Origin of the sequence: Flavobacterium sp. TMP13 (genome assembly GCF_050847115.1) — a bacterium.
In the GTDB taxonomy this organism is placed as follows: Bacteria; Bacteroidota; Bacteroidia; order Flavobacteriales; family Flavobacteriaceae; genus Flavobacterium.
In genome coordinates, this window is sequence record NZ_CP193656.1 from 410,516 (window position 1) to 433,873 (window position 23,358).

21 protein-coding genes and 1 tRNA gene are annotated in these 23,358 nt (G+C 34.5%); 11 read left to right on the forward strand and 11 right to left on the reverse strand.

The window, feature by feature from the left end; translation table 11 throughout:
• The first annotated feature begins 29 nt into the window (after positions 1-29).
• The 7 genes from ACRASX_RS01775 (at position 30) to ACRASX_RS01805 (ending at position 7,892) form a co-directional block, all read left to right on the forward strand.
• Positions 30-728 (forward strand): pseudouridine synthase, encoded by a 699-nt coding sequence (locus ACRASX_RS01775; RefSeq protein ID WP_432222218.1) that lies wholly within the window; start codon positions 30-32, stop codon positions 726-728.
• A 713-nt stretch (positions 729-1,441) separates the two neighbouring features.
• Positions 1,442-2,563 carry a porin gene (locus tag ACRASX_RS01780; RefSeq protein WP_432222219.1) on the forward strand — a complete coding sequence of 374 codons (1,122 nt, stop codon included), beginning with the start codon at positions 1,442-1,444 and terminating at the stop codon, positions 2,561-2,563.
• 8 nt (positions 2,564-2,571) lie between these two features.
• Entirely contained in the window at positions 2,572-4,059 is a 1,488-nt protein-coding gene (locus tag ACRASX_RS01785) for an anion permease (protein ID WP_432222220.1), read from the forward strand.
• Between the two features lie 16 nt (positions 4,060-4,075).
• Positions 4,076-4,756 (forward strand): succinate dehydrogenase cytochrome b subunit, encoded by a 681-nt coding sequence (locus tag ACRASX_RS01790; protein ID WP_432222221.1) that lies wholly within the window; start codon positions 4,076-4,078, stop codon positions 4,754-4,756.
• On the forward strand, positions 4,753-6,669 hold the full coding sequence (locus tag ACRASX_RS01795; RefSeq protein WP_432222222.1) for a fumarate reductase/succinate dehydrogenase flavoprotein subunit: 1,917 nt from the start codon (positions 4,753-4,755) through the stop codon (positions 6,667-6,669). Before ACRASX_RS01790 ends, ACRASX_RS01795 begins: the two co-directional genes overlap by 4 nt.
• 11 nt (positions 6,670-6,680) lie before the next feature.
• Entirely contained in the window at positions 6,681-7,427 is a 747-nt protein-coding gene (locus tag ACRASX_RS01800; protein WP_066310337.1) for a succinate dehydrogenase/fumarate reductase iron-sulfur subunit, read from the forward strand.
• Positions 7,428-7,817: 390 nt separating this feature from the next.
• Positions 7,818-7,892 (forward strand) — tRNA-Glu (locus ACRASX_RS01805).
• Positions 7,893-8,015: 123 nt separating this feature from the next.
• On the opposite strand, the gene ACRASX_RS01810 is transcribed toward ACRASX_RS01805, so the two are convergent.
• From ACRASX_RS01810 to ACRASX_RS01830, 5 genes are all read right to left on the reverse strand, one after another.
• Positions 8,016-8,432, reverse strand: coding sequence for an EamA family transporter (locus tag ACRASX_RS01810; protein ID WP_432222223.1), 417 nt, complete (start codon positions 8,430-8,432; stop codon positions 8,016-8,018).
• Positions 8,433-8,836: 404 nt separating this feature from the next.
• Positions 8,837-9,433: an outer membrane beta-barrel protein gene (locus tag ACRASX_RS01815; protein WP_432222224.1), complete on the reverse strand. Its 597-nt coding sequence runs from the start codon at positions 9,431-9,433 to the stop codon at positions 8,837-8,839.
• A gap of 315 nt (positions 9,434-9,748) precedes the next feature.
• On the reverse strand, positions 9,749-11,116 hold the full coding sequence (locus tag ACRASX_RS01820) for an NAD-dependent succinate-semialdehyde dehydrogenase (RefSeq protein ID WP_432222225.1): 1,368 nt from the start codon (positions 11,114-11,116) through the stop codon (positions 9,749-9,751).
• Positions 11,117-11,252: 136 nt separating this feature from the next.
• A complete protein-coding gene (locus ACRASX_RS01825; protein ID WP_066310349.1) occupies positions 11,253-11,558 on the reverse strand; it encodes a hypothetical protein in 306 nt (101 codons plus the stop codon).
• A 275-nt stretch (positions 11,559-11,833) separates the two neighbouring features.
• A complete protein-coding gene (locus tag ACRASX_RS01830) occupies positions 11,834-12,691 on the reverse strand; it encodes a leucine-rich repeat domain-containing protein (RefSeq protein ID WP_432222226.1) in 858 nt (285 codons plus the stop codon).
• A 172-nt stretch (positions 12,692-12,863) separates the two neighbouring features.
• Here ACRASX_RS01830 and ACRASX_RS01835 point away from each other — a divergent pair, with 172 nt between their 5' ends.
• Both ACRASX_RS01835 and ACRASX_RS01840 read left to right on the forward strand, forming a co-directional pair.
• Positions 12,864-13,352, forward strand: a complete 489-nt coding sequence (locus ACRASX_RS01835; protein WP_432222227.1) for a DUF1761 domain-containing protein — start codon at positions 12,864-12,866, stop codon at positions 13,350-13,352.
• A gap of 204 nt (positions 13,353-13,556) precedes the next feature.
• On the forward strand, positions 13,557-14,702 hold the full coding sequence (locus ACRASX_RS01840; RefSeq protein WP_432222228.1) for a peptidogalycan biosysnthesis protein: 1,146 nt from the start codon (positions 13,557-13,559) through the stop codon (positions 14,700-14,702).
• Here the strand turns inward: ACRASX_RS01840 and ACRASX_RS01845 are convergent, their stop codons facing one another.
• Positions 14,703-15,572, reverse strand: a complete 870-nt coding sequence (locus ACRASX_RS01845) for a diacylglycerol/lipid kinase family protein (RefSeq protein ID WP_066310359.1) — start codon at positions 15,570-15,572, stop codon at positions 14,703-14,705.
• Between the two features lie 66 nt (positions 15,573-15,638).
• Between ACRASX_RS01845 and ACRASX_RS01850 the strand changes: the two genes are divergently transcribed.
• Positions 15,639-16,607, forward strand: coding sequence for an App1 family protein (locus ACRASX_RS01850; protein WP_432222229.1), 969 nt, complete (start codon positions 15,639-15,641; stop codon positions 16,605-16,607).
• Positions 16,608-16,669: 62 nt separating this feature from the next.
• Here ACRASX_RS01850 and abc-f read toward each other — a convergent pair whose 3' ends face one another.
• Positions 16,670-18,580, reverse strand: a complete 1,911-nt coding sequence (abc-f, locus tag ACRASX_RS01855; protein ID WP_432222230.1) for a ribosomal protection-like ABC-F family protein — start codon at positions 18,578-18,580, stop codon at positions 16,670-16,672.
• Positions 18,581-18,645: 65 nt separating this feature from the next.
• Between abc-f and ACRASX_RS01860 the strand changes: the two genes are divergently transcribed.
• Complete coding sequence (locus ACRASX_RS01860; protein WP_432222231.1) at positions 18,646-19,029, forward strand: DUF983 domain-containing protein; 384 nt, start codon at positions 18,646-18,648, stop codon at positions 19,027-19,029.
• On the opposite strand, the gene ACRASX_RS01865 is transcribed toward ACRASX_RS01860, so the two are convergent.
• From ACRASX_RS01865 to gldL, 4 genes are all read right to left on the reverse strand, one after another.
• Positions 19,030-20,079 carry an NAD(P)/FAD-dependent oxidoreductase gene (locus ACRASX_RS01865; protein ID WP_432222232.1) on the reverse strand — a complete coding sequence of 350 codons (1,050 nt, stop codon included), beginning with the start codon at positions 20,077-20,079 and terminating at the stop codon, positions 19,030-19,032.
• Positions 20,080-20,160: 81 nt separating this feature from the next.
• Entirely contained in the window at positions 20,161-21,051 is an 891-nt protein-coding gene (gene gldN / locus ACRASX_RS01870) for a gliding motility protein GldN (protein WP_066310376.1), read from the reverse strand.
• 44 nt (positions 21,052-21,095) lie between these two features.
• Positions 21,096-22,625 (reverse strand): gliding motility protein GldM, encoded by a 1,530-nt coding sequence (gldM, locus tag ACRASX_RS01875; protein ID WP_432222233.1) that lies wholly within the window; start codon positions 22,623-22,625, stop codon positions 21,096-21,098.
• Between the two features lie 50 nt (positions 22,626-22,675).
• Positions 22,676-23,323, reverse strand: a complete 648-nt coding sequence (gene gldL, locus ACRASX_RS01880) for a gliding motility protein GldL (protein ID WP_432222234.1) — start codon at positions 23,321-23,323, stop codon at positions 22,676-22,678.
• Positions 23,324-23,358 lie beyond the last annotated feature (35 nt).

The window sequence follows — 23,358 nt, forward strand, 5'->3', positions numbered from 1 at the left end:
TCAAGCGAAATCTCTTTTACTTTTGCCAAATGTTAGAAATTCTGTATCAAGACGAATATATTATAGCAATTAATAAACCTAGTGGATTATTGGTTCACAAATCATTTTATGCGCGCGATGCAAAAGTGTATGCCATTCAAGAATTGCGAAATCAAATTGGTGGCCAACACGTTTATCCTATTCATCGCTTAGATCGAAAAACATCTGGCGTCTTATTATTTGCGTTGGATAAAGAGGTCTTGAAAATTATGAATGATCGTTTTGCCACACGTGAAGTCGAAAAAAAATATTTAGCCATTTTACGTGGATGGTCACCCGAAGAACTCACGATTGATTATGACTTAACCAATGATGATGAAATTACACAAAATGCTATAACCTATTTTCATCGTTTGCAAATTGCCGAAGTTGCTTTAGAATTTAACAATAAACCTACCTCCCGATATTGTTTGGTAGAAGCGATTCCTGAAACTGGACGTATGCATCAATTACGAAAACATTTCAAACATATTTTTCATCCTATTTTAGGGAGTCGTCCACATGGTTGTAACAAACAAAATAAATTATGGTTGGAGAATTTTGAACTGAAAGGAATGATGCTTCATGCGCATCAGTTAATTTTCAATCATCCGATAAATAATGAACAATTAATTTTGAATGCAAAAATTAATGAAGAGTTTAGTAGAGTCGGCACTATACTTAATCTAGATTTGAGCAGTTACAAATAGAATATTAGTGTAGTACTACATACATCGATATACTATTATCGTAGTCAATATATGGTTACCTATTTAAATGCTTACATCTAGTACCGAAGCTTTAGAGCAATCTCAGGCTTTTTTTTAGCTTTACACCTCCTCCTTCCAATCATTGTTATCTAAGATCAAAATTGTTTCATTGCATGAGACGAGTTACGACTTTACTGAAGAACTTCAATTCACAACGCTTCTTCTTCCCTTCTCTTTTTGCCATTCTTTCTAGATTTTATCGTTTATCTACGAATAGACTCTTATCCGAATTTTAATTTTTAAAATAGATAACAACCAATGCAGTTCTATCTTTTTTAGTTACCCATCTATTTAAAATTGTGGTTTTACAGATTGAATTTATTTTTCAGTACACAGTTTTATTAACAATAAATCTCTTTATAATTAACCTAAAAATAGCAAAAAAAGATCTGCTAAAAACAGTCATAGACAATCATTTGATTTGTAAAAAAACATAGGATTTTATGATACATGTCACTTATTCCTACAATTTAATTCCATTACTTTGATATTGAAAAGAGTAGCCTCCATAATTAGAACAGAATACTCCTGTTCGTTAGCCAAATCAATTTTTCTGTAAAGACTATAACTCTTTATAATGTGCTCCTCATTATTCTACACAGCCGCTTCGTAGGCAACTTTATTCAAAACTTACATTACAACGCTTTCCTTATATGAAAAAAACAATACTTTTTTTATTGTTACTCTCCTTCGTCTGCAAGGCACAGAGTCCAGAAACAAAAAAAGATGATACTGCTGCAAAACTAAAAATTACCATAAAAGGTTTATTTCAAGCCAGATATTCCTTTAACAACGATAAGGATATCGATCTCACTGGATTACACCACACCGATAGCCTTGCGGTTTATAATGGTTTTGACATTAAGCGGGCAAGATTACTGTTTGCCTCTAAAATATCCGATCGAACCGAAGTAGTTTTACTAGTTAATCTTGCTGATTTTAAAAATGATCCTAAAAATAAAGTCTTAGAAAATGCTTACTTAACCTATAAGCTTAGCAACTATATTAATTTTAAAATCGGTCAATTTCGTCCCGCTTTCGGTCTCGAAAATATGTATTCTGTAGATGTTATTAAGTCCATGGATTACTCTAACCAATACAGTGCTTTTGGGAGTAACGGATGGCAAAGTTTTCAAATTGGCGCAAGTGTTTATGGGACCATAAAAGGCGAACATACTATAAATTATGCCCTTAGTGTCGTTAACGGTAACAATCGCAATCAAGTTATGGATGCCGACAATGGAAAACAGTTTTCATCACGCATGGATTTACTTCTAAATAAAAAATACAATTTAAAAGCTGGACTAAATGGCGCGATAGGATCGGTATATAAAAGTGATGTCTATGCAGCTGGCATTGATCTATCTGGCGTATTGCCTTTTTCTGAAAAATGGTCATTGCTATTTGAAGCGGAAGCAAAACAAGGAAATAATCATGTGCTGTTTTATAAAACACCCGTGGCAAATCGAATTCAGAACGTAAGTCAATACCAAATGCAAGGAATGTACTTCTTGCCAGATCTTCGATATGATGTAAACTACCACCGTCTTACATCCTTAGAATTTTCATGCCGATATGAATATTTTGATCCAAACTTTAAAAACAATTCAAATCCAAGACAAACTTTTACCCCGATGATAAGTGCCGAATTTTTAAAAAGCTATAATGCCCGAATACAACTTGGAGTAATTATAGACCGCTATAAAAAAAATAGTATTGAAACTACGCAGTACAGCAACGAGCAATTTATAATTCAAATTCAATCAAGGCTATAAATAATTACATGAAAACTACACCAAACACTACCGAAGTTCCAAAGGTTCCTCCTGTTTCAACTCAAAAAAAAGAAATCCAACTTATTCCGCTATTGATTACGGTAGCCGTAGGTCTTACGATTTGGTTTATACCACCTCCCGAAGGCGTTACTCCCGAAGCATGGCATTTATTAGCTATCTTCCTAGCAACAATTTTAGGAATAATTGTGAAAGCCGCCAGCATGGGAACACTCTGTATGATCGCCATAGCACTAGTCGCTGTTACCGGAGTATTAGCGCCAGGCGACCCTGCTAAATCAATAACCCTTGCCCTGCGCAGTTTTGGAGATAAAGTAATTTGGCTAATTGGTATCAGTTTTTTTATTGCCCGTGGTTTTATAAAAACAGGTCTTGGAAGTAGAATTGCCTATGTGTTTATCAAATTGTTTGGTAAAAGTTCTTTAGGATTAGCTTACAGTCTTGGAGCAGCTGACCTTTTATTAGCGCCTGCAATACCAAGTAATACGGCTCGTGGTGGTGGTATTATCTACCCTATTATGAAATCAATGTCAATGAGTTTAGGGTCAAATCCCAATGAACCAGCAACGCATCGAAAAGTAGGTGCATACCTTACGCTCAACAGTTATTACATGAATCTTATTGCCTCTGCTATGTTTCTTACAGGTACCGCGAGTAACCCGATGTGCCAGAAATTTGCTGCTGATATGGGAATTAAAATTACTTGGATGTCTTGGTTTTGGGCCGCTATCGTTCCTGGTATGGCTTCCCTTATTATTATTCCGTTTTTACTTTATAAAATATTTCCACCTGAACTTAAAAAAACTACTGAAGCTCCAGCTATGGCCAAGTTAAAATTAGCCGAAATGGGCCCCGTTTCTAAAAACGAATGGTTGATGGTATTGGCTTTTATTATCTTACTTGTGCTTTGGGTTACTGGTGATCTTTTTCATATTGACGCCACTACAACTGCTTTTATTGGTTTATCCATTCTGCTCATCACACAAGTGCTTACTTGGGAAGACATTAAATCTGAAAAAGGAGCTTGGGATACCATTGTGTGGTTTGCTACCTTGGTTATGATGGCTGGATCGCTTAATGAACTTGGTTTTATACCTTGGTTTGGTAAAGAGATTCAGTCGATGATTTTGGGTTTATCCTGGACAACTGCGTTTCCTATTATTGTATTCACTTATTTTTTGAGCCACTATTTATTTGCTAGTGCGACGGCACACGTTGCGGCGATGTACAGCGCTTTGCTAGCCGTGGGAATTGCGATGGGCATTCCGCCTATGTTATTGGCTTTAATGCTTGGCTTTACAGGTTCATTATACGGTACATTAACCCATTACGCCCACGGACCTGCTCCCGTATTTTTTGGTAGCGGTTATGTTGAAATTAAACAGTGGTGGGGTTATGGACTAATTATAGGTATTGTACTGATGGCTTTATGGATGGGACTTGGCGGCTTATGGTGGAAAGTAACTGGAATTTACTAATCAATAAAAAAATAATATGAAATCAATACCTTTTCTGCAGAGCACTTTATCCCGAAAGAACCTGATGGCGCTTACCGGACTGTTTCTTTGTTTCTTTTTAATAATTCACTTACTAGGCAACTTGCAATTGCTATTGCCAGCCGAAAAAGCCGAAGCTAGTTTCAATAGTTATTCAGTACTACTATCAGGTAATATCTTTATAAAGATTATTTCCTATGTGTTATATTTCTCCCTAATTGCACACGCCATAAATGCTTTAATTATCACTATCAAAAATAAAAAAGCAACGGTAAAATACGCGTATGATGATCGCAAGAAAGCGAGCAAATGGTATTCTCGCAATATGGGAATTCTAGGCACACTTCTGTTGTTGTTTTTGATTATTCATTTTAAAGATTTCTGGTATGTCTATAAATTCGGTGATGTTCCCTTAGATGCGGCTGGGCATAAAAACTTATACCTCATTGTAATCAATTCTTTTAGTTCGTGGTGGTATGTACTGTTGTATGTACTGTCTATGTTTGCCTTAGGGTATCATCTTTTGCATGGTTTTAAAAGTGCAGTGAGAACTTTAGGCTTGTACCATCCAAGATATTCGAGCTACTTTCAAACCTTTGGCATGTGGTACAGCTACAGTATAACCTTAGGTTTTTCTATCATTCCTATTTATGTTCACCTAACCCATTTTGGATTATGAAATTAGATGCAAAAATTCCCGAAGGTCCTTTAGAAGATAAATGGGCTCATTATAAAGACCATGCTAAATTGGTTAATCCAGCTAACCGTAAAAAACTCAATATCATTGTTATAGGAACTGGTTTATCTGGTGCTTCGGCAGCAGCTTCTCTAGGAGAATTGGGCTACAATGTCCAATCCTTTTGCTTTCAAGATTCTGCTCGAAGAGCCCATTCTGTTGCTGCACAAGGTGGTGTGAATGCCGCGAAAAATTATGCCAATGATGGCGACTCCGTTTATCGTATGTTTTATGACACACTTAAAGGCGGTGATTTTCGTTCGCGAGAAGCCAATGTGTATCGTTTAGCAGAATGTTCCTTAAACTTAATTGATCAATCTGTAGCACAGGGTGTTCCGTTTGCGCGCGAATATGGAGGCTATTTAAGCAACCGCTCCTTTGGTGGTGTGCAGGTAAGCCGTACTTTTTATGCTCGTGGACAAACAGGGCAGCAACTTTTATTAGGAGCGTACCAATCACTCATGCGTCAAGAAAAACTAGAAAAAGTACAAGTACACACACGTCATGAAATGCTTGATTTAGTTGTTATTGACGACAAAGCTAAAGGTGTAATTGTTCGTAATTTAGATACCGGAGCCATAGAACGTTTTGCTGCAGATGCCGTAGTAATTGCGAGTGGTGGTTTTGGTAAAATTTATTATTTATCAACATTGGCAATGGGTTGTAATGGCTCTGCTATCTGGCGCGCACACAAAAAAGGAGCATACATGGCATGTCCGAGTTGGACACAAATTCACCCTACTTGTTTGCCCCAAGCGGGAGATTATCAATCAAAATTAACATTAATGTCAGAATCTTTGCGAAATGATGGTCGTATTTGGGTGCCAAAACTCGAAAATGAAACGCGCGAACCAAATAACATTCCAGAAGAAGAACGCGATTATTACTTAGAAAGAAGGTATCCTTCGTTTGGAAATCTTGCGCCACGTGATATTGCATCGCGTGCTGCAAAAGAACGAATTGATGCAGGTTTTGGAATTGGTCCTTTAAAAAATGCCGTTTATCTCGATTTTTCTAAAGCAATTGAAAAACAAGGTATTGACAAGGTAAAAGAAAAGTACAGCAATCTTTTTTCAATGTATAAAAAAATCACGGATGATGATGCTTACTCTGCACCGATGAAAATATCGCCAGCAGCACATTTTTCAATGGGTGGACTTTGGGTTGACTATGAATTAATGACTACGATACCTGGATTATTTGCTATTGGTGAAGCTAATTTTGCCGATCATGGAGCCAATAGACTGGGAGCCAATTCTCTATTACAAGCCTGTGTTGATGGGTATTTTATACTTCCATACACGTTAGCAAATTACCTTTCGGGTGAACTAAAATCTGAAAAAATAACGAAAGAGCATCCTGAATTTGCTTTAGCAGAAGCTAATGTAAAAAAGCAATTGGAGCACTTTATAACTATAAAAGGCAGCAAAACGGCTGAACATTTCCACAAAGAACTCGGTAAATTATTATACGATAAATGTGGACTTTCACGATCAGCTACAGGTTTAACCGAAGCAATTGCGGGAATCAAAGTGCTTTCAGCAGCATTTTATCAAGACTTAATGATTCCGGGTGAAGCGGAAGATATGAATGCCGAACTAGAAAAAGCAGGTCGTGTTGCTGATTATTTAGAAATTGCCGATTTAATGTGTCATGATGCGCTTAGTCGCGAAGAATCCTGTGGCGCGCATTTTAGAGAAGAATACCAAACTCCAGACGGTGAAGCGTTGCGAAACGATGAGAAATTTTGCTATGTATCTGCTTGGGAATGGGCAGGAAAATATGAAGAACCAATATTGCATCCCGAGCCGCTTGTTTTTGAATTTGTCAAACCCGCTGTAAGAAGCTATAGCTAAAAAATACTACTATGAAAGTACACCTAAAAATATGGCGCCAGAAAAACGAAAAAAGTAAAGGCGCTTTAGTAGATTACGACCTTGATGGTATAGATTCTCATATGTCTTTCTTGGAAATGATGGATACACTGAACGAAAAACTGATTGTAAAGGGCGAAATTCCCGTGGCTTTTGACCACGACTGCCGTGAGGGAATTTGTGGCAGTTGCGGAATGATGGTTAACGGTCAAGCACACGGTCCAATTGCTGGTTTAACCGTTTGTCAATTGCACATGCGTGAGTTTAAGGATGGTGCTACTATTTACATCGAACCTTTTAGAGCTGCTGCTTTTCCGTTAAAGCGAGATTTAAGAATTGATCGTTCTGCTTTTGACAGAATTATACAAGCGAATGGTTTTATTTCCGCAAATACGGGTCATGCTTGCGAAGCAAATACGGTAACGATTGTGCATGAAGTGGCGGAGTCGGCTTTTGATTCTGCGGCTTGCATTGGTTGTGGCGCTTGTGTTGCTACTTGTAAAAATTCGAGTGCGGCACTGTTTACTTCGGCAAAAGTATCGCATTTATCAAAATTACCGCAGGGTGAAAAAGAAGCGACAAAACGAGTATTGGCTATGGTTATGCAAATGGATAGTGAAGGTTTTGGACATTGTACCAATACCGAAGCCTGCGAAGTAAAATGTCCACAAGAAATCTCAGTTTTAAATATTGCTCAAATGAATTTCGAATACAATAAGGCTTTGCTTTTAAAAGATTAATTAAAAACTACTAATACTATAACTTCAGCTAAAAAACAGGAGAAGCTTCAGAGAAATCTGGAGCTTTTTTAGATCAGAAACAGGAACGGCTGATCACCTCAAACGAAAATGCATACTAACCCGTAACAAAAAGAACAGAATTAACTTTCAAAATACTTGATTCTAAAAATTGTATCAAAATTTATCATGCTGATTTAAAAACTCGATTAGACCTGTCATTTACATAACAAGCCATTCTTAATCAAATCAATAGATGCTTTATTCGCTAGCTCTTTTAAATATTCATTGCTTCTAATCATGATATCGTTTAAAAAAAATAAAAAAAGTTTTCTTTATTATTTTTGTCTGTCTTAAAATTAGTTGCATTTTTGCGCTCACATTAAAAAAGCTGGCCCGTTCGTCTATCGGTTAGGACGCATGGTTTTCATCCATGTAAGAGCGGTTCGATTCCGCTACGGGCTACCAAGAAAAAGCTTCAGAGTAATCTGGAGCTTTTTTTATGGACTGACATTAAATTTTAGAATTCTAATTTTTCATTCTTGCTACTATTCTTATCGTCACATAAATCTTTTGTTTTTCTACTATTTTTCAACTGTAAATTAGTAAGATAGTCCCAGAAATAATTAAAAGGACTCCTATTATACCTAGTGTACTTATTTGCTCATTCAAAAAAATTACTGACAAGATTATAGCAATGGCAACGCTTAATTTATCGATTGGCGCTACTTGCGAAACTTTGCCGATTTGCAACGCTTTAAAATAAAATATCCAAGAAAGCCCTGTCGCAATTCCCGAGAGAACAAGAAAGATTATATTTTGTTTGGTCAGCGTATTAATGTTCGCCGCACCACCTCGGAAGAAAGCAATTCCCCAAGCCAAGATTAAAATAACAACCGTTCGAATAGCCGTTGCAAGATCAGTATCAACTCCTTTAATACCAACCTTTGCAAAAATTGCTGTTAGTGCAGCAAAAAATGCAGAGAGTAATGCAAAAATCCACCACATGATTTAAAGATTAATTTCTAGTTGAATAAAGTTACTTAATATTTTGCTTCACATTAAGTGTCAAGTGATTTAAATCATTACTGAGCGAAGTAAGTTATTTTTAAAAAAGTGATCATCCTGCTAAAAACCAAATTAAACCTATTACCAAAGTTTTTAGCGCTTCAGAGATTTCCTGGAATTAAGAAAGGCTTAGAAATTGAAGTTTTCTTTTAAAGTGCAATGCTTCAGCGTGATCAATTATAATATCGGTAGATTCTAGGATCGATCAAGCATTTGAAGGTAATATTCGTTGAGTTGAGCACAAATTGTCAAGTATTAATTAGTAATAGCATAAAAAAAGCGCAAAGTCAAAAGACGTCTGCGCTATTGTATTATTAATAAAGAACAATTAAAAAGGTCTGAAATTATTTACCCCATTTTCCTCCACCAACATAAAATCCTAGATGGATACCTAGGTAACTATTTGTAACCGTACCTACTTCTGCACCATACATATTTTGCAAAGTAGATTTCGGAACCAGATTATACTCAAGTCCCATTCGAAACTTTCCCCATTCAAATCCGCCTCTAATTAATCCGCCTAATTTACCAGTAGCATCTAGCGCAGAATCATCAGAATCAGAATTAGCATCATCAAACTCAACGTTAGCAATTGAATAAAAGCCAAGTCCTCCTCCTAGATAGGGAACAAATGACTTACCTGAATTATTAAAATAGTAATCGTAAGTTCCTACATAAGATCCATTAGCTGAAATCTTTACAGTTGTATACTCTCCATCTGTATTTAAATCCCGAATCATTGCAGCTGCTCCAATTCGCAATCCAACATTCATATTATCATTTATATTGTACTTTGGTTCAAGAGAAACTAAAATTCCGCCTCCGCCATTAGAAGGCACCGTATATCCCAAATCTAAACCAACTCTAAATTTACCTTCTTTTTGAGCATGCCCATTTGCAAAACTAAATACAGCAATAGCTGCTAAAATAATTTTTTTCATAAATTTTAAATTTATTTTGAGCGGCAAACATACTATAATTTCGTTAATTTAAACAAAATAAATTAGTAAGAATTTAATTTATTTTTAACACTACTTTTTAAATTAAACAAACACAATCTATTTGAAATAAGACAGTTGACAACTTCTTTAAATTTTGACTCAACACTTTTTACAACATTATCTACTTCTATTTTAGCACTACTTAATTTTTTTACAAACTCTTATTTTAAAAAATGCAGAACGCATAAAAAAACACTTGCCCAAAATTTGTTGCAAGTGTCTTTATTACAATAATTATTACTTTAAGAACAACTATCAGTCTACCCAAATGGTTTTGATGTTGACAAATTCTTTTATTCCGTAACCAGAAAGCTCACGACCAAAGCCACTATTTTTAACTCCCCCAAAAGGCAACCTAGGATCAGAAACTACTAGTTTGTTGACAAAACTGCTGCCAGCTTCTAATTGCAACGCTATTTTTTCTCCTCTTTCTCTATCGCTAGTAAGTACTCCCGATCCCAATCCGAAGGTAGAATTATTAGCCAATTCAATAGCTTCTTTCTCATCTTTAGCTTTTATAACAGAAGCTACTGGTCCAAAAAGTTCTTGATCAAAAGCTTCCATCCCTGGCTTTAAATCCGCTAAAATAGTTGCAGGATAATACGCTCCTTTCCCTTCAGGAACAGTTCCTCCTAAAAGCAAACGTGCTCCTTCGGCTATTGATTTTGAAACTTGTTTGTGTAACTCATCTCGTAAATCGGTTCTTGCCAAAGGACCATAATAGGTATCTTCATCAGTTGGAAGTCCCATTTTAGCAGCTTTCATTTTCTTAGCCAACATGTCTAAAAAGTCATCATAAATTTCCGCTAAGACTACAAAACGTTTAGCGGCTATGCATGTTTGGCCGTTATTCTGTAATCTACCAAAGGTCGCTAATTCAGTCGCTTTATCTAAATCTACATCTTCTAAAACTACATAAGCATCGCTCCCTCCTAATTCTAAAACAGCTTTCTTTAAATTTTTTCCAGCAATGGAAGCAACTGAACGCCCTGCTGACTCGCTTCCTGTCAAGGTTACTGCCTTAATATTATCCTCTTCAATGATGCCTTCTATTTCCTCTGAACTTACATTTAAATTTATAAAGCTTCCAACAGGAAATCCAGCTTTTATAAACGCCTCTTCGATTGCAAAAGCAACACCTTGAACATTGGATGCGTGTTTTAAAACGCCTACATTTCCTGCCATTAAAGAAGGAGCGGCGAATCGAATTACTTGATAAAAAGGAAAATTCCAAGGCATTACTGCTAAAATTACTCCAATTGGTTGAAAAGTAACATAACTTTTATGTGCTTCAGTTTCTACCTTTTCCTCTGCCAATAATTTTGCTCCGTTATCAGCATAGTACCGACAGATTACAGCGCATTTTTCTACTTCTTTACGCGCTTGACCAATGGTTTTTCCCATTTCTTGAGTAGCCAATTGTGCGTAAACTTCTTTATCACTATCAAAAACATCAGCTAATTTGTGTAGTAAAACAGCACGTTCCTCAAAACTTGTTCTTTTCCAAGAGTTAAATGCTTTGTTCGCTTCATCTATTTTTTGTTTAGCTTGGTTCAGCGTAATTCTTTTATATTCGCCTATCTTTTCTCCGCTCGCGGGATTTATACTTATTGCAGTTGACATAATTGTATCTTTTATAACCGATTATACTTTTGAAATCGTTATTTCAAAAAAGCTCTTCGACTAAAGTTACAAAAAATACTTTGTAGAATGAAAAAAAGCCATTCTCACGAATGGCTTTTTCTTTTAAAATTATTTTTTATAGTCGAAACAAAGCGTGCTTTTGATACTTGTACAGTATTAAATCGTAGGGTACCAATTTAGGAGCAATTACCTCAGTAGATTCATCAAATACAATTCCGTTGTGTTTTCTAAACAAATAAATTTCTTTTAAACAGTTGGATAAACTTTGATGAATTTCAGATGTCATGGTTGGAATTTTTTTATCCCCGACCAACAACTCAATTTGATAATTTGAGCTGGATTTAGATAAATTATTACCAATTATTTTTAATGTAAATGTAGTTGCCTTACCCATTTGACTTCCTTGATACTGTATAATCATAGTTAAAAATTTTAATGAAACATTCTATTTTCATTCCAAAAAACACAAAATTTTTTTGGTAAATATATCACACTAATTTACATAAAACAATATGAAATACCACATTACAGCGCTCAAAATTGATCTCTATAAATCATTTATAAAAAAAACCGCAAAATTGTAATTTGCGGTTTTGATAATTAACTAAATATATATAATCAGTTTTTTTATAAATGTTTATTACTGCATCGATTGCCTTCTCAACTCAATCAACACTAAACTCATAAAATAAGTGATTAATTTTTTGAAACGATAAAATCGTTGGGAATTGCATTTAAATCTAATAAAACAATCGATCCATTGTCGTCTAACATTGTTAAATTCAATAGGTCTTTTGCAATTAATCGTTTAGAAACATAACCACTAAATCTGTTGTAAGATAAATTCATTTCTTTTAGATGCATTAAATTTTCTAATTCTGACGGAATCCTTCCAGTCAGCACATTATCAAAAAGACTCAAATTCTCTAAATTTGCCAGATTCTTGATCGCACTCTTTAATGTTCCTGATAATTTATTGCTGCTTAATAACACTACTTTCAAAGTTGTAGTATCATAGAATGATAAAGGCAACTCTCCTACTATTTCGTTGTTAAACAAAGATAGCACTTCTAATTTTTGTAAAAGTCCTATGCTTTCTGGAAGTTTACCCGAAATACGGTTCATAAAAAGAGATAAATCTCTAAGATTGGATAAATTACAAATCGAATTTGGAATTGTACCAGATAGTTTATTGAAAGATAAATCTAAAACCTGTAAATCAGTCAAGCTTGCTATAACTTCTGGAATAATTCCTTGAATATTATTTTTGTGTAAATTAATAATTTGAAGGTAAACTAAATCAGCAATTTCATTTGGCAAGACTCCGCTCAAATTATTATCAGGCAGTTCAATAGCAACTACTTTTCGGTTTTCAATACGAACGCCATACCAAGTTGTCTCAGCTTTAGATAGATCCCATTTATTGATCCAGTTTGAGCCATCAGTAGCGGTATATAGCCTGAGTAAAGCTTCTTTTTCTTTATCAGAAATACCATCTGCTATAGCAGAAAACGACGAAATTAGTGTTAATACGAGGGTAGCCAATTTTTTCATGACAAGTGGTATTTATTGACTCCGAATGTATTTATTTTATCGACTAACTGCAAGTTTTATCGATAAAATGTTCGAAAATTAATAGCAAGACTATATTTAACAAGAAATCAATGCCATTAACAAATACTTATTTGTAGTACATTTGAAAAAACTAACTTAAAACTTAATTGAAATGGAAACCAATTTACTAGCCTTTCCTGTATCAGCATTATTTGTCGTACTTATTGGTTTCGTTTGGTACAATCCTAAAGTATTTGGTACAATCTGGATGCGTGAAAGCGGACTTACGAAAGAAGACCTTAAGACGGGAAACATGCTGAAAATATTTGCATTTACCTATATTTTTGCTTTAATGATTAGCATTACGCTACTTTCATTGACCGTTCATCAAACTGGAGCCCTTGCAATGGTTGGCGGTGTTACAGCGTTAGATAGTACACTGCCATCGTATGCTGCATTTATGGCCGATTATGGCGGTGCATTTAGAACTTTTAAACACGGCGCTTTGCACGGATTTGGTTCTGGTTTATTCTTTGCTTTTCCCGTAGTTGCAATAAATGGTTTGTTAGAACGAAAATCATGGAAATACATTTTTATTCATGCTGGTTTTTGGACTGTTACCTTAACCATAATGGGAGCTATTATTTGTGGTTGGGTCTAAATAAATTTTTAAGTCAAGCGCACTTATAATTTCACCAATAGCAAATTAGATCGATGAGCGATTGATTAGATTTTTATTTTTGACAATGCTACCTTAACAACTATAGAGCAGTCAAAGATTTATATTTGTAAAATAAATACTGTGTTTAACAGTGCTCCTTTTACAAAACCAGTTAGATTTGATTACTTTTGAAAAAAATTAAAATTGAGTCAAATTTTTACTTTTACTATCTATTCTGAAACAAAAAATCTACCTGCTACTTGGGATGAAATTGCGCATTCGAATATATTTTTATCTTCAAAATACCTAAGGGTTTTAGAAAGATCTGCTCCATTAAACATGACTTGTTTTTTTATTGGAATTTTTGAAGATGATGAGTTAGTAGGATGTGCCTTGTCTCAATTTTTAAATTCTGATTTATTAGCTTCCTACGGAGATCGAGATAAATGTCTGAAATCCAGCATTCGCACCTTTGCTTTCAAAAAATTTGCCTCGCACGTTTTGTTTGTAGGCAACAACATGCTTACCGGTCAAAATGCTTTTGTTTATAAAGAACGAAGCAACAAAAAAGCCATTTTTAAAGTATTGCACGACTCGATTATTGCCATAAAAGCCATTATAAAATCCAAAGGAAAAACAGTCCATATTACCACCATTAAAGATTTTGAAAAAACTGAAGTAATTGATTTACAAAGTGAATTTAAATCTGCGTATGTTTTTTCGACACAACCCAATATGGTGTTTGACATCCGAGATGACTGGAAAAGTGAAAACGATTATATAGCTGCCTTAAGCAAAAAATACAGGGATCAATACAAGCGTGCGCGCAAAAAAGCAATTGGCATAGAAAAGCGGAAGCTAAATTTAGCTGAAATCATTGCTTTGGAAGACAACATTTACGCGTTGTATTTTCATGTTGCGAAAAACGCTCCTTTCAATACTTTTTTTCTCGCCAAAAATCATTTTAGCATTTTCAAAGAAATTCTACAAGATGACTTTCTTTTTTATGGTTATTTTTTGGACGAGAAATTGATAGGATTTAATACTTTAATAAAAAATGGAACCGCAATGGATACCTATTTTTTAGGTTATGAAGAAAAATTACAACGAGAAAAAATGCTGTATTTAAACATGCTGTATGACATGATCTCTTATTCGATAAAAAAAGGGTTTAAAGAAATAATTTTTGCTCGAACAGCTTTAGAGATTAAGAGCTCTGTCGGTGCGAAGCCTGTTCCTATGTTTGGATTGATCACACACAAGAATATTATTTTACAGTCAAAGATGCCGAAATTCTTTGGATACTTTGAACCAAAAACAGAATGGCAGGAGCGTAATCCTTTTCAATAATTACGGAATAGCAACTTTCATGTGTTCCTTTAAAATGCCAATGTCAAGCTCGGTTTGTTTCCCACAATATTCCCCGTCAATTTGAAAACTTACTGGAGAATTTGTTTTTATAACGGCTTTGTCTGTGGAAACAATGACGATATCTTCGGAATCAATTGGAATATTGCCGTTTAAAATTTTTCCTAAAACGAGCAAATCTAGATTTTTAAGAATAACCAATTCAAACTTTCCATCGTTCATTACTCCCATCGGATTGATCACAACTCCTGTTCCATATTTTTGAGAATTAGCAATTACAATCATTTTGGCTTTCACAATAATAGTTGTTTCATTGGCAATAATTGTAGCTTCAAAAGCATCTTCAGATTCTCTTAACGTGGTGTAGGCTTGGGCGGCATATCCCCAAAAACCACGTAAACTATTCTCTTCGTAATTTTTTATCAAATCGGCATTGAGTCCTAAGTCGCTCAAATGCAAACTGTATTTTTCGTTTATGGTAATCACGTCCATTTTCATGTACGGATTATGAAAGGCAATACACATATTCTCTTCAATCGTTTTTGGCAAATTAAGATCTGTGGCCAAACCATTTGCCGAGCCTGCAGGCAATATTCCTAACACAATGTCAATGTCCTCTAGTGCCTCAACAACCATTTTGATAGTTCCGTCACCACCTGCAACGATAACGCGCTCAAAGTTTTCTTTTAGACAAATTTCTCTGATGTGTGCAGTATCGTTTGAACCAGTTGTTTCATACACTAAAACTGTAACACCAATATTAATCGAATACATCTGAACTAAGTCGGTTAATCCTTTTTTATCCAAACCACCCGAAATTGGATTTACAACAAATAGGATATTATTCTTCAAAATTTTATCTTTACTATAATTACTACTTAAATTCGATTGCTTTTCGCAAATAAATATACAACTTTTATGGTTCCAATTTTAAAATTATACCGCGGTTATGCTAACGAAAATGAACTGATTGTTATGGGTCATATCCTACGACCAACAATTAGAAGTGATTATAATTTTGAGAAAAAAAGTTTAAAAAACGCCCGTTCTGTAATCAATTTATTTAAGATAAAAACGATTGGTAATTATGACGTTTATTTGCATTATGGAAATGAAATAATTCACACTAAAACGCTGGAAGACGGTTACTTTAAGTTTTGCATTCCTTTAAAAACACCCAATGATTTTGGTTGGCAAAATTACCATGTAAGTCATAATTATCAGGATAAAATGTATACTTGCAAAGGGACTTACATTCGTCCGCATGATGGAAATCTAGGAATAATATCAGACATCGATGACACGTTTTTGGTTTCCCACACCAAGAAAATTCTAAAAAAAATATATATTTTACTATTTAAAAACGTCAACAAAAGAAAGATTTTTGAAGATGTTGTGCCGCATTACCAAGCTTTAAGTACCGCTGGCAGAAATAATAAGTCCGAGAAAAATGCCTTTTTCTACATTTCGAGCAGTGAATGGAATTTATATTATTTTATTACCAAATTTACCAAAATTCACCAGCTTCCTAGAGCTGTTATATTACTCAAGAATATTAAAACAGGTTTGTTTGATTTTTTTAAAAGTGGTCGAGGCGACCACAATCATAAATTTGATAAAATAAAACACGTTTTAGAGTTTTATCCCAATTTAAAATATGTTTTACTTGGAGATGATTCACAAAAAGATCCCTATTTATATGAGAACATTTGTAAAATATTTCCAATAACGGTTAAAGCGGTTTACATTAGACAAACCGGTCGCAGACCTAAAGCACAAGTAACAGCTGTTTTAGATAATTTGTCTAGTTTGGCTGTCGAAGTTTGCTACTTTAAACACAGTAGTGAAGCTATCGCTCACTCAAAAAAAATCGGAATTATTCAATAAAAAAGAGTTTCAAAATCAAGTATTGATTCTGAAACTCTTTTTATCATATCTAAAAACTGAACCTAACTCATAGTTTCAATTTCTTCTTGTACTACTTCCCAATCCAATAATAACTGATCCAAATCGGCTTTCTTTTTATTGTAAGCTGTGAAAAAAGAAGCATCTTCGATATGTTTGTCGTAATTAGACGCTAACATTTTATCATTTTGTTGAATGTCTTTTTCCAATTGTTTGATTTGACTTTCAATTTTACTTAAACGATTGTTCAACGACTTACTTTTCTTTTGATCTTCGTAAGAAACTTTATTACTCTCTTTGGGAGCAGCTGCTTTTATGATATCTTTTTTCTCTACTTCACGCATATTTTCTAAATTGCGTTGTTCTAAAAAGTAGTTAATATCACCTAAGTACTGCTTTATTTTCTGATCTTTAAATTCATAAACCAAATTAGACATTCCTTGTAAAAAATCTCTATCGTGGGAAACCAATAATAACGTTCCACCAAACTTTTGCAATGCCGCTTTTAATACATTTTTAGACTTAATGTCCAAGTGATTTGTCGGCTCATCCATCAACAACACGTTAATGGGTTGCAATAATAATTTGCAAAGTGCTAGACGGTTTCTTTCTCCTCCAGATAGTACTTTAACCTTCTTGTCCACATCATCACCGCGAAATAAAAACGATCCTAACATATCACGAACTTTAGCACGATTCGTGTCTGTAGCCGCATCTTCCATCGTTTGCAGCAAAGTAATTTCGCCATCTAAATATTCGGCTTGGTTTTGTGCAAAATAACCCAACTGTACATTGTGCCCTAATTTGATCGTTCCGTCGTATTCAAACTCATTCACAATCGCTTTTATGAAAGTTGATTTACCTTGACCATTTTGCCCCACAAAGGCAATTTTACTTCCTCTTTCTACTAATAAATCTATCTCTTTTAAAATAATTTTATCACCATACGCTTTGGTTACGTTCTCGGCTTCAACAACTACTTTACCGGGCTCTTTTGAAACAGGAAAAGAGATATTCATTACTGAATTGTCATCTTCGTCTACTTCGATACGTTCAACTTTATCTAGCTTCTTAATTAAAGATTGTGCCATCGACGCTTTTGAAGCCTTCGCTCTAAATTTTTCGATTAGCTTCTCTGTTTCTTCAATTTTTTTGGCCTGATTTTTTTGAGTTGCCAATTGCTTTTCGCGAATTTCATGACGCAACTCTAAATATTGCGAGTACGGCTTATTAAAATCGTATGCTTTTCCTAAAGAAATCTCAATCGTTCTGTTGGTTACATTATCCAAGAACATTTTATCGTGCGAAACAATAACTACCACACCAGGATAATTGCGCAAAAAACTCTCCAACCAAATGATACTTTCGATATCCAAGTGATTCGTTGGCTCATCCAGAAGCAAAACATCATTGTTTTGTAATAGTAATTTTGCCAACTCGATTCGCATTCTCCAACCTCCAGAAAAAGTTTCGGTTTGGTTGTTAAAAACATCACGTTTAAAACCCAATCCTAACAAAATTTTCTCGGTATCACCCACATAATTATAACCACCTAATAAGTCAAAACGATGCGTGTAATCAGATAAATCTTCGATTATTTTACTATATTCTTCACTTTCATAATCAGTACGCGTTACTAATAAGTGATTAATCTCTTCTAATTTTTTTTCTACAATTTTAATCTCAACAAAAGCTTCATACGCTTCTTCCAAAACGGTTCTTCCGCGTTCGAAATCAATATCTTGACGTAAAAATCCCATTCGAATATCTTTCTCTTGTGAAATTACTCCAGAGTCTGGAGCAAAATCTCTGGCTAACATTTTCAACATTGTTGATTTTCCTGCACCATTTTTTCCGACAAGACCAACTCGGTCTCCAGCACCTAAACGAAAAGTTACTTCTTCAAATAAATAAGTCCCGCCGAACGAGACTGACAAATTGTGTATATTGAGCATAATTGTATTTAATGTTACATCGGCAAAACCTCAAAAAAGGTTACCTTTGCTAAAATTTTTTGCAAATGTTAAAAAAAGGATCCAAACTAAATAGCATTTTAACAGGAACTTGTCCAAAATGTCAAAATGAGAGCATGTATAAAGTCAAAAATCCATTAAACTTGAGTAAAGTTCTGGATATGAATGAAAAATGCAGCTATTGTAATTTAAAATACCAAATAGAACCGTCTTTCTTTTATGGAGCGATGTATGTTAGTTATGGTTTGAATGTCGCGATCGGAATTGCAACTTTTATTATTTCTGCAGTTTTCTTGAACGCTTCTTTGGGGCAATCTTTTGCAGCAATTATCGTCACTTCGCTTGTATTGCAACCTTTTGTTTTGCGTTTGGCACGAAACATCTATATTAATATGTTTGTTTCTTACGATCCCAAAACGGCGACCGAGTAATTATTTTCTCTTTTTATAAAAGCGATAAATATCTATGACAGGATCTAGAGCTTCATTATTTTCAATAAAGTTAAATAAATCTTTTGCCATTGCTGGACCTAACATTACACCTCGCGTTCCTAATCCATTAAGAATGTGCAGCTGTTTATAGGTATGATGTGTCCCCAATAACGGCCTTCTGTCTTTTACTGTAGGACGAACACCCGCAAAATGATCCATTATTTCGAAATCACAGTTTATAATTTCTTTGATCCTATCTACCAGTTCTATTTTTCCTTCCGCAGTTGGCACATCGGTTTTATCACTCCAATTATAAGTAGCTCCCACTTTAAACAAATCATCTCCTAGCGGCAAGATAAACACGCTTGTATTGACGATAACATCAAGATTAAGATTGGGTGCCTTAATAATAAAAAGTTCTCCTTTTGTTCCATCTAAAGGCAAGTCGCTAAAAAAGGGATTTGATGCTAGACCAAAACCTTCCGCAAACAGTACGTGCTTGGCTTCGATATTTTTATACTGCACCGAATTTGAGTTTATCTCTAACACATCATATTCAAAACGATCTTCTAGAAAAGAATCGATAGATCTTAAATACGAATGATACGCTTCTAGTAATTTTGAAGTATCCACATAACCCGTATGCAGAACTTCCCCATAATCGTGAGGAGAATCTATTCCATCATACTTTGTAGTAATTAATTTCGTAGATAAAAAGGGTTCTAAAGAAATTTTATCAGAAGCAGCGAACCAATTGTTTTGTTCTTCTGTCGAAAAAAATTTTCTTAAAATTGGCATCTTGCGATTAAAAACAATGTCGAGCTTCTTCTCGAGTTTGATGTAAAATTCATCCATTACTTCCAATTGCTGTTTGGCTTGCCATACTTCGCTAAAGCGCTTTAAAATAACAGGGTTGTAAAATCCTCCAGCAATTTTTGAAGAATTTTGAGAACTATCATCAATAACAAGAATTGACTTTTGATGTGCCAATGCTTCTTCTGCGAATGAGATACCAGCTAAACCAGAACCAACAATTAAATAATCTATCATGCTGCAAAATTAAACAATATAGTAAAGCAAAAAACTCTTACCATTACAGTAAGAGTTTTTCGTTATAATTATAAAACTAAATTAATAGTTCCACATATCAGACTCAAAGTTTCTGATTTTTTCTTTGATACGTTCTGCTTCCAATAATTGGTTTTGCGCATTGTCTTGCATGTATTCTTGAATTTCTCTATCGCCATATACATTTTCCTCTTTGTAAATAACACTATTGAAACGTCTTGAATTCAAGATCTGATCGAATGAAATTGGTAATGCTGAGTTTTTATCATTAAAGGCTTTCGCTTTATGCAATACCTCTCTTGCGTCTGGAAAAAAGATCCAAAACATCTCTACATAATCTTTTTCATCACTATTTATTGTATATACGTCTGGTGCAACAGGACAAATTCCAAGTAAACGATACTTCAATTCACTTTGACGTTTATCAAAATACCAATATCCTTTTATTTTGTACTGTACCACATCTTGAGACGTGATATCTGTACGTAAAACATACTCGTCAGACAAACGTAGACCAGCATTAATTTGCTCTCTACCCGCATCTGTCGTATCAATACGAGACAATGAACCTTGGATGTCTTTTAAAGATCTTTTAGTATTAAAATAACTATCAGCATATACTTCAGTTATCTCGCCACCTTTGATCGCTTTTGCTAAAACATCATACAATGAACGTCTGTCTGAACCAATATTGGCCGTATCTACAGGAAAGTATAACGGAAAGTTGATTCTTTCATTCAAATCAATCACTTCCCAAACCGTTTTCCCCATTAGAACATCACGATCATGAACATAACCATAAACTAATGGTTTATCATTATCAGAGTCTAACTGAGCTGGTGTTTTTAAACCAATTTGGTCTGGTGTTTTTGCATTAAGCAAATTTGACTGTGCAAAAGAAGTGTAACTTCCAGCTACAGCAACAGCAGCAATTAAAAAATTTCTTATATTCATCATGGTATCATTATAAGGTATTGACGTAGTTTAAACTACTTGTATTATTGTATTTCGAAAATAACTGGAGCAGTTCTTGGCAATAAATAACTACCTGCACCAACTAATTTTGTTTTAATTTCAGAAATAGTAACTTGATCACCTCTACCTGCTCTTGAAAGAGCTGATTTACATTGTGCATTAATTTTATTACCTTGAACTACAACTGTAGGTTGCCCAGCAATTTTAAAATTAAATCCAATAACATCTAAACCAACTTCAAAATCAAAGTCAAGTAATTTAGCACCGATAGTCGCAACCTCTAAGTTTGACTTAGGTCCTGTTACAACACCCATTTCACCTCTAATAGTTCCAGTTGGACTAGGAATACCTTTAATTCTAAAAGTCTTTTTATCCGTAACTTTTTCACCATTAGGTAATGTTCCAGTAACTGAAATTGTAGTTTCTGTACCTGAACCTGGGCTCATGTTATATTTTCCTGCTGAACCTGCAGCAGATAATCCTGGAGCACTAGCAACAATTTTATTAGCATCAACACCTGCGAATGAAACAGAAATAGGGTTAACCACTCCTCTGTATACTACATTCATTTTATCAGCAGAGATTGTAGCCGAATTAGGTCTTGGCACAACTACATATTTACCTTTAAATGGTAAGTTGATTGGTTTTCCATCTTCCATGAAATTAAATGAACCATCAATGTTTTGCTCACCAACTCCACCAGCAGTCATAGACAATACCGCTTGACCATTTACCAATTGACCTGGTCCTTTAAAGTCACTGAATTTTGCATTAGGATCATATTTTCCTAAAACTACTTTACCTGTAACTTTTTCACCTTGGAAATAAGCATTTTTATCAAGAACTACAATTGCTTCAAATTTACTATAAGAAGATTCATCAACAGCTGCTTTACCTAAAGCCTGATTGATTACATCTGTTTCAAATTTTACAACATCATTCTGCCAAGCAGATAATTTTGCAAGTGAAGCAATTTGTGGAAAACCTTGAAAGTGGTAATCCAAAAATTTCACTTTTACTTTATCTTTATTTACAACGTCTGAAGTATTAAATGCATCATCTATTTGTTTTACTATAGAAGAGTATTTCGATTCGCTTAAAGCGGATTTCATCTCTTTCTTGTACGTTTCCATAGCAGTCATAAATGCAGTACCTCTTGGAGTATAACCTTCGCCAACAAATAAAGCGTTGTCCAAATTCTCAGCTTTATCCATGCTTTCGTAATTTGTTGCGTCTTCAGGTTTAGTACCTTCAGAAGCATCCGCTTTTATTCCTCCTAAAAAGGTATAGAATTTTTTAGATGCATCAGATACTTTATGAGATATTGCAGCTGCATTTTGAAACGCAGCATTCTCTGTAGCTTTAAGATCTAAAGCAGCCAAACTTTGTTCATTCGTTCTTGTCGCAGAGGTATTAGTAGATTCGAATTTTTCATTCATCAAACCGAAAGCTGATAATACTTCTTTTGACATATTCATTGCCAACATTGCGATGAAAACCAAATACATTAGGTTAATCATCTTCTGTCTAGGGGTTAATTTTCCTCCTGCCATATTTTCTAATACTTAGTTATTTGTTGAAATTTAATAGTTTAAATAACTAATTATCCTTTGTTGTTCATAGCTGATAACATACCACCGTAAACATTGTTTAAAGATGCTATATTAGCTGTCATAGATTGCATTTGCTCTTTTAATTTACCTGCATTTTCAGCAATTTCTTTATTAGCTTCTGCATTTCTACCAGCACTTTCTAATTGTACTTTGTATAAACTGTTTAATGACTCCATTTGAGCAGCAGCCATAGACAATTCTTCACTGTATTTTTTTGTAGCAGCGATTCCGTCAGCAGCTGGCGCAATATTTTTTGCAGCTGATTCGAAATTTTTGATACTATTTCCTAAACTTGCCATCAATTCACCATCAATTTTAGCATCTTTAAGCATTGCATCTAATTTTTGAGACAACATCCCTTGCACTTCAGCAGGTGCTTCTACTTTAGCAACTCTTTGTATTTTAGTACCGTTTGCTAATTCTGGGTATACTAATGTCCAGTCTAATTCATCATCAACTGGTTCAAAAGCTGAAAGAGCAAAAATTAAAGCCTCAGTTACCAATCCTATAGAAAGCATCAAAGTTCCTGTTAATGGTCCAATTTCAAAGTGAGTAATTTTGAATAAAGCTCCAATGATTACTACTGCCGCTCCCATACCATAAGCGAAATTCATTACTTTTTTACTTAACAATGCCATAATTTTAAATTTTTTAATAGATTAATTAGATTTGG